Annotated in this window: 13 protein-coding genes and 2 pseudogenes; all 15 read left to right on the forward strand. The window is 43.9% G+C overall.

Features of this window, described 5'->3' with window-relative positions:
• The first annotated feature begins 440 nt into the window (after window positions 1-440).
• The 15 genes and pseudogenes from FIB07_15445 to FIB07_15515 all read left to right on the forward strand — a co-directional run bounded on the left by FIB07_15445 (window position 441) and on the right by FIB07_15515 (window position 13,020).
• Window positions 441-1,424 carry an ATP-binding cassette domain-containing protein gene (locus FIB07_15445; GenBank protein ID NJD54246.1) on the forward strand — a complete coding sequence of 328 codons (984 nt, stop codon included), beginning with the start codon at window positions 441-443 and terminating at the stop codon, window positions 1,422-1,424.
• On the forward strand, window positions 1,421-2,176 hold the full coding sequence (locus FIB07_15450) for a daunorubicin ABC transporter permease (protein NJD54247.1): 756 nt from the start codon (window positions 1,421-1,423) through the stop codon (window positions 2,174-2,176). Before FIB07_15445 ends, FIB07_15450 begins: the two co-directional genes overlap by 4 nt.
• Before the next feature lie 42 nt (window positions 2,177-2,218).
• Window positions 2,219-3,369 (forward strand): annotated as a pseudogene (locus tag FIB07_15455) (alanine--glyoxylate aminotransferase family protein).
• A gap of 200 nt (window positions 3,370-3,569) precedes the next feature.
• On the forward strand, window positions 3,570-5,120 hold the full coding sequence (locus FIB07_15460; GenBank protein ID NJD54248.1) for an SAM-dependent DNA methyltransferase: 1,551 nt from the start codon (window positions 3,570-3,572) through the stop codon (window positions 5,118-5,120).
• Window positions 5,121-5,325: 205 nt separating this feature from the next.
• Window positions 5,326-5,523 (forward strand): hypothetical protein, encoded by a 198-nt coding sequence (locus tag FIB07_15465; GenBank protein NJD54249.1) that lies wholly within the window; start codon window positions 5,326-5,328, stop codon window positions 5,521-5,523.
• A 107-nt stretch (window positions 5,524-5,630) separates the two neighbouring features.
• Entirely contained in the window at window positions 5,631-5,918 is a 288-nt protein-coding gene (locus tag FIB07_15470) for a BrnT family toxin (GenBank protein NJD54250.1), read from the forward strand.
• A 5-nt stretch (window positions 5,919-5,923) separates the two neighbouring features.
• A complete protein-coding gene (locus FIB07_15475) occupies window positions 5,924-6,115 on the forward strand; it encodes a hypothetical protein (GenBank protein ID NJD54251.1) in 192 nt (63 codons plus the stop codon).
• Window positions 6,116-6,146: 31 nt separating this feature from the next.
• Window positions 6,147-6,578 (forward strand): hypothetical protein, encoded by a 432-nt coding sequence (locus FIB07_15480; protein ID NJD54252.1) that lies wholly within the window; start codon window positions 6,147-6,149, stop codon window positions 6,576-6,578.
• Complete coding sequence (locus tag FIB07_15485) at window positions 6,575-7,828, forward strand: restriction endonuclease subunit S (protein NJD54253.1); 1,254 nt, start codon at window positions 6,575-6,577, stop codon at window positions 7,826-7,828. Before FIB07_15480 ends, FIB07_15485 begins: the two co-directional genes overlap by 4 nt.
• Complete coding sequence (locus tag FIB07_15490) at window positions 7,825-8,664, forward strand: DUF429 domain-containing protein (protein ID NJD54254.1); 840 nt, start codon at window positions 7,825-7,827, stop codon at window positions 8,662-8,664. Before FIB07_15485 ends, FIB07_15490 begins: the two co-directional genes overlap by 4 nt.
• Window positions 8,664-9,008, forward strand: a complete 345-nt coding sequence (locus FIB07_15495; GenBank protein NJD54255.1) for a DUF4258 domain-containing protein — start codon at window positions 8,664-8,666, stop codon at window positions 9,006-9,008. The genes FIB07_15490 and FIB07_15495 overlap by 1 nt, the downstream gene beginning before the upstream one ends.
• Complete coding sequence (locus FIB07_15500) at window positions 8,986-9,198, forward strand: DUF2283 domain-containing protein (protein NJD54256.1); 213 nt, start codon at window positions 8,986-8,988, stop codon at window positions 9,196-9,198. Before FIB07_15495 ends, FIB07_15500 begins: the two co-directional genes overlap by 23 nt.
• A 49-nt stretch (window positions 9,199-9,247) precedes the next feature.
• Window positions 9,248-11,586 (forward strand): annotated as a pseudogene (locus FIB07_15505) (HsdR family type I site-specific deoxyribonuclease).
• 139 nt (window positions 11,587-11,725) lie between these two features.
• On the forward strand, window positions 11,726-12,316 hold the full coding sequence (locus FIB07_15510) for a hypothetical protein (GenBank protein ID NJD54257.1): 591 nt from the start codon (window positions 11,726-11,728) through the stop codon (window positions 12,314-12,316).
• Window positions 12,313-13,020 carry an epoxyqueuosine reductase gene (locus tag FIB07_15515; protein NJD54258.1) on the forward strand — a complete coding sequence of 236 codons (708 nt, stop codon included), beginning with the start codon at window positions 12,313-12,315 and terminating at the stop codon, window positions 13,018-13,020. Before FIB07_15510 ends, FIB07_15515 begins: the two co-directional genes overlap by 4 nt.
• Window positions 13,021-13,107: the final 87 nt, after the last annotated feature.

The raw sequence follows: 13,107 nt of genomic DNA on the forward strand, positions 1-13,107 counted from the left end.
AGAAAGGGTTATGAAAGGCTTGAGCCGTATGCGGTGAAAGTCGCACGTACGGTTCTTAGAAGAGGGAGAGCGAGTAATCGCTCTTTCTTATTCGGCGTCTGAAAAATTTTCGGGAATTTAGGAAACTATACAATATAATTTTAGATTTGTTGGAGATAGAGAGGCGGAATTTATATTTGTGCCTCCTGGCCATGTCCTTAACGGGCAAGGAAAGAAAACGCTTCATTCGTCATCGGTTAAGAGAAAAACCATGAGATAGAACACGGATTGCGCGGATGACGCGGGTGCGCACGGATCCGTGAATATTAAAATGTTGAATTGATTCGGAAAATATTGCCGTAATCATACGGATTATGGAAATAATGTAGCCATAGTTGCTGATTTCTATAGGGTTATATAAGTCAGTACATGTTTAGGAGTTTATATGCCAGGAGAGAAAAATGTACGCAATAGAGACAACAAACCTCACAAAAAAATATAAAACCCTGGTGGCAGTAAATAATCTTAACCTCAAGGTAGAAAAAGGAAAGATCTTTGGTCTCCTCGGCCCGAACGGCGCAGGAAAAAGCACCATACTTTCGATGCTGTGCACCATCATAAATCCCACATCGGGTTCTGCAACTGTGAATGGGTATGACATTATCAGGGATTCCGCTAAGGTAAGGCAGAGCATTGGAATAGTCTTCCAGAGCATAAGCGTGGATGACAGGCTCACGGCACGCGAGAACCTGAGATTCCATTCCATGCTTTATGATGTTCCATCAGGTATTATGGAAAGGCGTATCCAGGAAGTCCTGCGGCTTGTGGAGCTTGAAGACAGGGCTGATTCTCTTGTCAGGACTTTTTCAGGCGGCATGATACGGCGTCTTGAGATGGCACGCGGTCTTATCCACCATCCTGAAATATTATTCCTGGATGAGCCCACCATCGGATTGGACCCGCAGACCCGGGAACACATATGGGATTATATTAAAACGCTTGCAGAAAAAGAAAAATTAACTATAATCATGACAACACATTACATGGACGAAGCCGACCTTCTTTGCGATGATATAGCCATCATCGATCATGGGGTGATCAAGGTAAGGGATACACCGCAAAAACTTAAAAGTTTCCTGACAGGAGATAATATCATTGTAACCACCAAGCTGCCCGACAAACTCGCAACCGGGCTTTCCGGGCAGGACTTTATCCTTCAAATGCAGGTAACACAGAATTCATTGAGTCTGAATGTAAGACATGGAGGACGGAATGCGCCGCAAATAATCAATATTGCACAGGATCTGCATATTCCGGTAGATTCTATCAATATTGATGAACCGACCCTCCATGATGTTTTCCTGCACCATACTGGCAAAAATATCCGCGATGAAGAGAATGATAATTTCATCAGCATGTATAAGCGGGCGCGGAGGGGAAGATGAGACAAGAATTGCGCGGGATATATTCAATATGGCTGCGGGAGATAATCAAGTTCTACCGTGAAAGGATACATTTCGCAAGCGCCATGACAACCCCGTTACTGTGGCTTATCATATTTGGCGGCGGTATGGGAATAAATCTCAGGACAGGAGTGGTAAGCTCAGGGTATAGCGCATATATTTTTCCTGGGATCGTAGGAATGACACTGCTCTTTACATCCATGCGTTCAGGTATTTCCGTTATCTGGGATCGCGAGTTCGGGTTTTTAAAAGAGATCCTTGTTTCTCCGATATCCAGGACTTCGATCGTGATAGGTAAGGCACTTGGAGGAGCTACAAGCGCTCTTTCACAGGGTATTATGTTGCTTTTGTTATCCTTTATTGTTCATATTTATATATCCCCCTGGAATTTTATCAAGATCCTGCCAATAATGCTTTTTATCTCGCTGGGGTTTGATGTTTTCGGGCTTTTCATAGCTTCGATCATAGACAGCTTTGAAGGATTCCAGACTATAATGAGTTTTATAATAATGCCAACATTCTTCTTAAGCGGCGCTTTGTTCCCACTTTCAAATGCCCCTTCGTGGTTACAAACCCTGAGTTTGTTAAACCCCCTTACATATGGTGTGGACGCGATCCGGGGGATCATACTTAATGAAGGCCAGTTCTCCCTGTCTTATGACCTGTTGATCGTAAGCGCTTTTTCAGGCTTTATGTTAATTATCACGTCATGGATCTTCAATATTAAAAAATAATGAATAAAAAAGAATTATATTAATTTCATAATGAGGTAAAATATGGATCTGGAAAATACGCTACTGATGATACCCGGCCCTGTGCCTGTTGCTCCGAGAATACTTCGGGCGATGACAAAATCCATGATAAATCACCGAAGCCGGGAGTTCGGTACAATATACACTGAATCAAGGCAAATACTGGCTGAACTTTTCGGGACCAGGGACGATATTTTTATCCTGAGCGGTTCAGGCAGCTGCGCAATGGAAGCTGCTATAGGGAATGTTATCGATGAAAACGATACGCTTGTAACCATCGAAAATGGCAAATTCGGGGAAAGGTTCAGGGAGATCGGGGAGCGCTATGGCAAAGTAAATCCTGTAAAATTTGACTGGACAAAAGGTGAACCAATAGAACTGGATAAAGTTGAAAGTGCCCTGGCAGAAGGTGCAAAAGCTGTTACGCTTGTTCATAACGACACTTCTACAGGCATCAGGAACCCGGCAAGAGAGGTTGGAAAACTTGCCAAGAAATACGGGCGCTCTTCATCATGGATGGGGTAACGACTATCGGAGGTGATGAAGTTCTTGTGGATGAATGGGGTGTGGATATCGCTGTTGTCGGTTCACAGAAATGCATAGGCGCCCCTCCGGGATTATCTGCGATATCGGTAAGTGAAAAAGCATGGGCATCGATAGTTAAGAAGCCGCCTTATTACATGGATTTGAAGACTTACAGGAAATCAGCGAACAGGGAGATCGCTGAAACGCCTTATACTCCTGCAATACCGTTGTTTTTTGCGCTGCATGAGGCTCTTCGTATTGTAAAAGAGGAAGGACTCAAAGCCCGGATAAAAAGACATGCAAGGTTTGCGGAAGCGATCCGTGCGGCGGCTGTCGCAATGAATGTGCAGCTGTTCCCGCAATTGAATGAACACAGCAGATACTCTAACACCGTAACAGCTATCAAAATACCAGCAGGCATTGACGATAAGAAACTTCGCGGCGGGATAAAAGAGCTTGGTATCCAGGTTTCAGGCGGGCAGGGACCGCTTGAAGGTAAAATATTCAGGATCGCAAGCATGGGTAACATAAGTAAACCGGATATCCTGGGCACCGTTTCTGCCCTGGAAATCGTGCTTCACCGGAATGGAATCATTAAGAATATAGGGCAGGGTGTTGAAACCGCGAGTAATATATTGAATCGAACCTGATGATAAAAATAGCCATCAACTGGCTATTTTCCCTGCTCTCATCAAGAGCAGCAGGCTCTTTATAATAAACCTCCACGTTGATAGGATGATCTGAAACTATTTTTTTAAAACAACATGCTTATAAATATATACTAAGTTGTATGAATAAGGAAGACCATCTTCTATGGCGGGTCGATAAAAAAGGAGACATCTAGTGTACTATGGCAGGAAATCATAACGAGATCGAAAAACGCCTGTGGTCTGCCGCAGACGAGCTTCGGGCTAATTCTAAATTGAAATCATCGGAATATTCAGTCCCTGTTCTTGGTCTTATATTCCTGCGTTATGCTGATCACAAGTTCACCACGGCAAAGCAGGAACTTGATGGCAAAAGCACGGGTCGAAGAGCCGTTAGCAAAACCGATTATCAGGCGCGTGGTGTCCTGTACCTTCCTGAAGCCTCAAGATTCTCCAGGCTTCTTAACCTGCCCGAAGGCGCAGATATAGGAAAAGCCATCAACGAAGCCATGCGCGCCATTGAAGCAGAGAACGAAGAGCTCAAGGATATCCTGCCCAAGACATATAACCATCTCGATAACCGCACTCTCGTGGAGTTATTAAAGACTTTCAACTCTGTACCCATGGACATCGAAGGCGATGCTTTTGGCAAGATATATGAGTATTTCCTGGGTAAATTCGCCATGAGCGAAGGACAGAAAGGTGGCGAGTTCTTTACACCTACTTCTATTGTTAAACTCATCGTGGAGGTCATCGAACCCTACCATGGACGCATCTTTGACCCTGCGTGCGGTTCAGGCGGTATGTTCGTCCAGAGTGCGCGTTTTGTGGGAAACCATAAGAAGAATCCGAATGCTGAGATCAGCGTTTATGGCCAGGAAAAGACCGCTGAAACTGTGCGCCTGTGCAAAATGAACCTTGCTGTACATGGTCTCTCTGGCGATATTCGTGAAGGCAACAGCTACTACGAAGATATTCACAAAAGCACAGGCAAGTTCGATTTCGTAATGGCAAATCCGCCGTTTAACGTTGACAGGGTGGATAAGGAACGGATCAAGGATGACCCCCGCTTTCCCTTTGGTATGCCGAAGCCAGATAATGCCAACTACCTCTGGATCCAGATATTCTACAGCGCCCTGAATGAGAGCGGACATGCTGGATTCGTGATGGCGAACTCTGCAAGCGACGCCCGCGGAAGCGAGCAGGATATCAGAAGAGACCTTATTGAAGCTGGCGCGGTGGATGTGATAGTTGCTGTAGGATCAAACTTCTTCTACACAGTCACTCTGCCGTGCACGCTCTGGTTCCTTGAAAGAGGCAAGGCTAAAACGCCGCGCAAGGACAAAGTCCTCTTTCTGGATGCAAGGCACATCTTCTATCAGGTTGACCGCGCTCATCGGGATTTTACTCCTGACCAGATTGAGTTTCTTGCTAACATCGTGCGGCTCTATCGAGGTGAGCAGCCGGAAACAACGAGCGGCAGTGTGCCGACGTTGAAAGAGAAGTTCCCGGAGGGTAAGTATGTTGATGTTCCCGGTCTTTGCAAAGTAGCTGCGCTTTCAGAGATCGAAGCGCAGGGCTGGAGCCTGAATCCTGGTCGCTATGTGGGTGTGGCTGAGCGTGAGGCCGATGATTTTGATTTCAAGGAGAGATTGGAAGAGTTGAATGAGGAGCTTGAAACGCTTAATGTTGAGGCGCGGGAACTGGAAGGGCGGATATCGGAGAATGTATCCAAATTGTTAGAGGTACAATGAGTGCAATTAGCAATTTTAAAAACATGTTGGTTTTTCACATCATCTTCAGAAATCAGCAGACACTGTCTGCCAAATTAAGTTCGTCCAATTATATTCGTTATTTATGCCACCAATGGTGGCAGAAATTTACCCCTGATGAAAAACTGCAGCAAATGGTTGCAGAATTCTCTTACATTGTAATTCTCTCACCATTGGTGCGAGAAATATGAAGTATCATTTAAGGCTCATGAGGAAGCTATCTCATCCTCATTTTGGCACCGCTCACCGCAAAGTTCGCAAAGAACGCAAAGCACAGCCGCAGTTTGGAACACGGATGACACGGATCGAACGGATTTCCACGGATACTGCAAATCCGCGCGCATCAGAGCAGAATCTACAAAATATGAAACAGTTTTTACCTTAGTTTTCAGAATTGCTATACACTGTCTGGCAAATTAAGCAATTGTAACACTAATAGATTTTATACCTATTTCGAAAGTATTAAAACAGGTGTAAACTATTCAGGCTTAAATGGTTCACTGGAAAAAGATTGAGTTAATAGCGGGACCTGATGCTGAAGACCATATAAAAAGGCATGGTGTGAGCATTTCCGATGTTTTTAATGTACTTAATGGGTTGACCTATTCCAGGAAGATTAAGACCGCTGGAGAAACAAGATATACTATATTGGGTGAATCTCATGGCAAAATCCTTATGGTGGTGCTGATACAGCAATCTACTCAGAGCTTTTATCTGCTTACTGCCTATGAGCCTTCGGATGGCTATAAGAATTTATATAGGGAAAGATGTAAAAAGTAGTATCAATGAAAAAATACACTAAAGAAGAGAGAGAAAAGGCGATAAAAGATATAGAAGCATCGCCTATCAAACCAGACGAGTGGGAAGGGCCTCATGAAACAAAGATCGTTTCGTATAAATATGCTGATGATGTGCCCGCCCGAAAAAAGAAAGGACTGATGCCTGGAAAAATTAGTGCGAAAACCGTTTCATCTTAATTCATGCCGCGAAGCTTCTGGAAGGGGTATAATGATGGTCGCATGTGGGTTTAGAGAAGCCGTAACGGATTTTACAAGTTTCTTTAGTGACAGGCTCTTTTCCATAACGTATTTTGGCGCTGCCCACCGCAAAGGACGCAAAGCGCAGCAGTTTAGAACACGGATGACACGGATTGCGCGGATTTTCACGGATAATTTTAATCCGTGTGCATCTGTGTTATCCGTGAAATCCGTGTTCCATCACGTCTGCCCTTCTCTGAAAAATCCGCCATCCGGCGCAAGTACATCTGCGTTTATCAGCGTTCATCTGCGGTTTTTTATTGATGTGATTTTTCAGACGGGATTAACAGGATTTACAGGATATGCTTTTAATCCTGTTAATCCTGTTATCCTGTCGGATCTTATGAACTCGCTTGTGGCGCGGCAACAGATTGCGAAGCTACCAGAGGGGGTGGGAAGATGAATGTTGTTCTAAAACCTGGTTGGAATTATAGAAAACTTGACGATTTGGGTTTCATTGGAAGAGGCAAATCAAAGCATCGCCCAAGAGATGATCCATCTTTGTATGGGGGCAAATATCCTTTCATCCAGACTGGTGAGGTTAAAGCTGCGAATCTATACATCTCGCAGTATAGCCAAACATATAACGAAAATGGCTTGTCCCAAAGTAAGTTATGGAGGCCAGAAACGCTTTTAATAACGATAGCCGCTAACATTGCGGAAACTGCAATCCTTAAAATTGAGGCATGCTTTCCAGATAGTATCGTTGGCTTCGTTGCTGATCCAAAAAAAGCGGATGTGCGCTTTGTAAAATATTGCATGGATACGATGAAGTTACGGATGCAAAATGTTTCGAAGGGAACAACGCAAGATAACCTTAGCCTTGATAAATTATTAACTTTCGATTTTCTAGTGCCCCCTCTCCCCACCCAGCGCAAAATCGCCGCCATCCTCAGCGCCTACGACGACCTCATCGAGAACAACACGCGGCGCATCAAAATCCTTGAAGAGATGACGCAGGCGCTCTATCGCGAGTGGTTCGTGAAGTTTCGGTTTCCGGGGCATGAGACGGTGAGGATGGTGGAGTCGGAGCTTGGGATGGTGCCGGAGGGGTGGAAAATTAAGAAATTAGGGGATATAGTCAAAAACGTTAGGATATCAGTAATACCAGGACCACAAACTCTTGATTTACCCTATGTTCCGATTGACTGTTTACCACGAAAATCTCTAGCATTGTTGGAAAGTAAACCCGGAAGTGAAGCACAAAGTAGCTTATTTTCATTTAAAAAATATGATATACTTTTTGGTGCAATGCGTTCATATTTTCATAAAGTTGTTATGGCTCCATTTGATGGTACTACTCGTTCAACCTGTTTTGTTCTACGTCCAATAGAGGAAATTAACTATTCTTATGCGGTGCTAACCCTTTTTGAAGAATCTACAGTATCTTATTCCAGCAAGCAATCACGAGGAACCACAATACCTTATGCTGTATGGGATGGAGCATTAGAAAATATGCCTATTGTTATGCCGCCTGAAGAGTTAAGATCAAAAATCAACCGAACAGTCAAGCCAATCTTGGAAAGAATAGCTATTTCACTATTTAGACAGACCAACCTCCGCCGCACCCGCGACCTGCTGCTGCCCAAGCTCATCTCAGGCGAAGTGGACATGGAAAAGCTCGATATAAATATCCCAGCAGAGGCAGCATGAAAGTCTTTGGCATAGACTTCACCAGCGCGCCGAGTAAAAGAAAACCTATTACATGTGCAGATTGCACACTTGAAAATGGATATTTGCATCTTAACGGCATAAATAATCTGGAAACCTTTGAGAAGTTTGATGAATTTCTCGCCAATGGAACAGATTGGATAGCAGGAATGGACTTTCCATTTGGACAGCCAAAAGAATTAATAGACGATTTGAAATGGCTACACTCATGGAAAGCATATGTCAGGGCAATAGATAAAATGGGAAAGGATAATTTTGAAGCACAAATAAAAATATATTGTAAACAACAACCTGAAGGACAAAAACATCTAAAACGTGAGACTGACAGGATTGCAGAATCGATTAGTCCGATGAATATAATTAGACCTCCTGTTGGTAAGATGTTCTTTGAAGGTGCACGGCGGTTGTTGAATTCAGGGGTAAATATTCTCCCATGCAATGAAAATGGAAGTAATAGGATCGTAGTTGAAGCGTATCCAAAACTTGTTGCCAAGAAATTAATCTACAAACCTCAATACAAAAGTGACACTATAAAGAAGCAAACTCCATTATTGGAAGATGCGCGGCGAGAGATCGTGAAAAAATTGAATTCAGATTGTATCAGATTTTACTATGGCTTCCGTGTGAAATTTGACGAATATTTAGCGAATAAAATTATCAATGACCCTGCCGGTGATTATCTCGATGCTTTGCTTTGCGCAATTCAAGCTGGATGGGCTTTTGAACAGGAAGAAAATGCATATGGTATTCCAGAGGGATTTGAGCTTGAAGGGTGGATTGTTGATCCTGAGCTTAATATTATTTCTAAGAGAGGTTAATGAAGCTAAGAATTATTGGAACTGAAGACAGGACAAAAGGCAGGCTTTATAATATCGAGGTTGGAGCCAAAGAAGTTGAATTGTTACTTACATGGCACTCATTAGACCGCATCGTCGTATGGAATTTAAAACCTGAACAAGTACTTGAGACTTTATTATTTCCGGAAGAAGTTGTGATCGGTCATAATAATAGATTTATTGCTCATAAAAGATATAATGGACATATAATTAGAGCAGTCTATGAATATGATATTAATTTACCGGTTCTCATAACGGTATATTATCCAACAGCGAAAAGATATTTTAAAGGAGGTGGAAAATTTGCAGATAAAATACTCTCCTGACGCAGATGTGCTGATAATACGACTCAGAGAAGGTATACCAGTGGATTCCGTTGACCTTGCTGAAGGGATTATCGTACATTATTCAAAGGAGAAGAAAATACTTGAATTAGAGATACTGGACGCCTCGAAGACCGTGCAGATGAGTGAATTGAATGTATCGCTTAAAGGTGCGCTTGCGGCGACGGCATGAGACAACAATTGATATATATTTAAAAATCCATCTAATATAAAGAATGGCAATGAGCGACTACTCCGAAGATTCACTGGTAGAGCAGCCAGCCATAGAACTCTTCAGCGAGCTTAATTGGAAGACCGCCAATTGCTTCCATGAAAAATTCGGTGTACACGGCACACTCGGACGCGAAACCACAAGCGAAGTAGTCCTCCTTCCTCGCCTTCGCGCCGCTCTTGTGCACCTGAATCCCGACCTTCCATCGGAAGCCGTTGAACTTGCCATCGAAGAACTGAAACGCGACCGCAGCGTCATGAGCCCTGCAAATGCCAACCGCGATGTTTACCATTTACTCAAGAACGGCGTGAAAGTTTCGTTCCGGGGTAAAGAAAACGAAGAGACAGTTGAAAATGTCCGGGTAATCGACTGGAACGAGCCTTCCAATAACGACTTCTTCCTTGCATCGCAGTTCTGGGTGTCGGGTGAGATGTACAAGCGCCGTGCCGACCTTGTTGGCTTTGTCAATGGTTTGCCGCTGATCTTCATCGAACTTAAGGCATCGCACAAGCGTCTGGAACATGCATACAGGGATAACCTGCGCGACTACAAGAACGCAATACCGCAGATATTCTGGTATAACGGCTTAATTATCCTTTCAAATGGCAGCCAGAGCAAAATAGGCAGTATGACTGCCCGGTGGGAGCACTTTGCAGAGTGGAAAAAGATAAACAGCGAAGGCGAGGAAGGGATTGTTCCACTGGATACAATGATCCGGGGAACATGCGAGCCGGCGCACCTTCTTAATATTATTGAAAATTTCACGCTGTTCAGTGAAGCCAGCGGCGGGATAGTGAAGTTGGTTGCGAAGAACCACCAGTATCTTGGTGTAAATAACGCTACGGAGGCATTGAACCAGATCGAAAATAATAGAGGGCGCCTCGGTGTCTTCTGGCACACACAGGGCAGCGGGAAAAGCTACTCCATGGTCTTCTTCTCGCAGAAAGTGCTTCGAAAAATTCCCGGAAATTTTACATTCGTTATCGTGACTGACAGGCAGGAACTGGATAACCAGATATACAAGAACTTTGCCGGCACAGGCGCCGTGACTGAGGAGCAGGTGCAGGCAGATAGCGGAGAACACTTGAAGCAGTTGTTGCGTGAAGACCACCGCTACATATTCACCCTGATCCAGAAATTCCACAAAAAGAAGGGTGAAACCTATCCTGATCTTTCAGCTCGTAAAGATATTATTGTCATCACTGACGAGGCGCACCGCAGCCAGTATGATACCCTTGCCCTGAACATGCGAAATGCCCTTCCCGGAGCAGCATTTATCGCTTTCACAGGAACGCCTCTCATTTTTGGAGAAGAAAAGACAAAAGATGTTTTCGGGGACTATATCAGCGTCTACAACTTCAAGCAATCCATAGATGATGGTGCCACACTTGCGCTTTATTATGAAAATCGCATACCAGAGCTTCAACTGGCCAACAAGGAATTGAACGAAGATCTTCAGCTTCTTATCGAAGAGGCCGAACTCGATCCAGACCAGGAGAATAAACTTGAGCGCGAGTTCGCACGTGAGTACCATCTGATTACAAGAGATGATCGGCTGGAAAAGATATGTGAGGACATCGTCTCTCACTTCATGGGACGGGGACAATTTGGGAAGGCAATGGTCGTTTCCATAGACAAAGCAACTGCTGTTCGAATGTACGATAAGGTGCAAAAGTATTGGAAAACGTATCATAAAGATTTACAGGCTAAGCTGGTAAAATGCAAAAAATCCGGGAAAAAGGAACTTGAAGAAAAAATCAAATTTTAAGCCAGATAGACTTTAAAGTGCTGAAGGCTAAATTTGAGAAAAGCCATAAACGGATTGAGACAGAAAAACTCAGGGGAGCCATCAATCGCAAATTAGTGGAAATGGTTCGCTTGAATAAAAGCCGTGTGAATTACCTGGAGAAGTTCCAGAAACTGATCGATGATTACAATTCAGGCTCCCATAATGTGGAAGCTTTCTTCAAAAAGCTTGTAGAATTCGCACAGGGACTTAATGCAGAAGAAAAGAGAGGAATAGCAGAGAATCTTACAGAAGAAGAACTGGCAATATTCGATCTGCTGACGAAACCAGAGATGACCTTGAGCAAGAAGGAAGAAAAGGAGGTCAAGAAAGTGGCACATGATATCCTGGAAGCACTTCAACGGGAGAAACTTGTACTTGATTGGAGAAAACGGCAGCAATCGAGGGCTGCTGTTCGACAATCCATCGAAGTGATTTTGGATGAGGGACTTCCAGGAATCTATACTAAGGAATTATTTCAACACAAATGCGATGTGGTATATCAACATGTATATGATTCATATTTTGGACAGGGACTGAGTATTTACGCGCTGCAAGATTAATACTACCCTTATTATACTGAAATTGGAACTTTTGCGGTGATAGTTGCTGATATCCATAATGTGATATACGCCATTTCCTATTTGGAGATAAATGGTAGCCGGAAAAATCACTCACTTCTAAATATTAGGAAGAATAAAAATGGTAAAAAAATCAATAACATATTTCGAAAAAGCAGGTGCAGAAAATACAGATGAGGTTATCAATCTTGTCCAGGACAGGTTAAAAGAAGGCGATATCAAAAGCGTGGTTGTTGCCAGCACAAGCGGCAGGACCGGGCTGAAATTCGCAAAGCGTCTGGGAAAAGAGACAAATCTGGTAATCGTTTCCACGCACCCTGGTTCCAGAACACCCGGTGTATGGGAATTTGATGCGAAAATATTCGCGGAGTTAGAAAAACTGGATATCGGGGTTATTAAGCAGTCGCATGCTCTTTCCGGCCTGGAAAAGAGTTTCACAACGAAGTTTTCAGGTGTTTCCCATAGCGAAGTCCTGGCGGAATCCCTCAAATCTCTTTTCGGTCCTGGCATGAAGGTTTGTGTTGAAATAGCGATCATGGCCCTTGACGGAGGCGCGATCCCTCCCGGAAAAACCATCGCAGTTGGCGGCACAGGCGCAAATGGAAGGGGTGCTGATACAGCAATTGTGGTATCGCCTTCCCATACGAATAATTTCTTTGATTTCAGGATACTGGAAATAATCGCCAGGCTGTTCAATAAAGATATTCAATGAGCATATCATCAGGTACAATAAAAAAAACAGCTAAAAATGCTGGCGCTGATCTCACAGGGATTGCCAGCATAGACAGATTTGAAAAGTATCCTGAAGAGAAACGTCCGGAAAACCTGCTTCCAGGTGCAAGATCAGTGATAGTGGTCGGTGTGCGTGTGCTTCCGGATACTATCAGACCAAACCTCTTGCTATCGGCACTGCACCATATTACACTGAACATGTATCATAACCGGATCGCTTATGATATTGGGCGGCTTCTTGACGATCACGGATACAGCGCAGTCGTTGTGCCACACAGGATAGGCAACTTTGATCCGGAACTCAGGAAAAGCGGGGATTATATGAACATATATCCTAAACTGTTTGGCATATCAACAAGACACGCCGCTGTTGAAGCCGGGCTTGGGATACTCGGCAAGAGCCGTCTTCTTATAACACCGCGCTTTGGGCCCAGGCAGCGTGTAGCCGCAGTGATAACTGATGCTATTCTTGACCCCGATAAGAAAATTACGAAAAATGAAGCAGAAAAACTGTGTCCGCCATCATGCCAGGCATGCATCAAAGCATGTCCGGGAAAAGCTCTTTCAGATGAGGGCATCGCGTGGGAAAAATGCAACGATGTCATTAAGCCTCACAACAGCATGTATGGATATTCAGCATGCAGCCAGTGCATGATAGCATGCCCGGCAGGTAAGAAAATCTAAGATATATTGCCTGAATCTTTCTTTTTTCAGAATAAACACGACAACACTTGCTGATTTATCTACATCCATATACTATCCTTCCCTTTC

This window comes from Candidatus Methanoperedens sp., from assembly GCA_012026795.1.
GTDB lineage: Archaea > Halobacteriota > Methanosarcinia > Methanosarcinales > Methanoperedenaceae > Methanoperedens.

Excerpts from the sequence above, each read along its gene's own strand:
- FIB07_15450 (NJD54247.1), top strand. The coding sequence starts at position 1,421 with ATGAGACAAGAATTGCGCGGGATATATTCAATATGGCTGCGGGAGATA.
- FIB07_15460 (NJD54248.1), top strand. The coding sequence starts at position 3,570 with ATGGCAGGAAATCATAACGAGATCGAAAAACGCCTGTGGTCTGCCGCA.
- FIB07_15490 (NJD54254.1), top strand. The coding sequence starts at position 7,825 with ATGAAAGTCTTTGGCATAGACTTCACCAGCGCGCCGAGTAAAAGAAAA.
- FIB07_15465 (NJD54249.1), top strand. The coding sequence starts at position 5,326 with ATGAAGTATCATTTAAGGCTCATGAGGAAGCTATCTCATCCTCATTTT.
- FIB07_15495 (NJD54255.1), top strand. The coding sequence starts at position 8,664 with ATGAAGCTAAGAATTATTGGAACTGAAGACAGGACAAAAGGCAGGCTT.
- FIB07_15480 (NJD54252.1), top strand. The coding sequence starts at position 6,147 with ATGATGGTCGCATGTGGGTTTAGAGAAGCCGTAACGGATTTTACAAGT.
- FIB07_15470 (NJD54250.1), top strand. The coding sequence starts at position 5,631 with ATGGTTCACTGGAAAAAGATTGAGTTAATAGCGGGACCTGATGCTGAA.
- FIB07_15475 (NJD54251.1), top strand. The coding sequence starts at position 5,924 with ATGAAAAAATACACTAAAGAAGAGAGAGAAAAGGCGATAAAAGATATA.
- FIB07_15445 (NJD54246.1), top strand. The coding sequence starts at position 441 with ATGTACGCAATAGAGACAACAAACCTCACAAAAAAATATAAAACCCTG.
- FIB07_15510 (NJD54257.1), top strand. The coding sequence starts at position 11,726 with ATGGTAAAAAAATCAATAACATATTTCGAAAAAGCAGGTGCAGAAAAT.
- FIB07_15515 (NJD54258.1), top strand. The coding sequence starts at position 12,313 with ATGAGCATATCATCAGGTACAATAAAAAAAACAGCTAAAAATGCTGGC.
- FIB07_15485 (NJD54253.1), top strand. The coding sequence starts at position 6,575 with ATGAATGTTGTTCTAAAACCTGGTTGGAATTATAGAAAACTTGACGAT.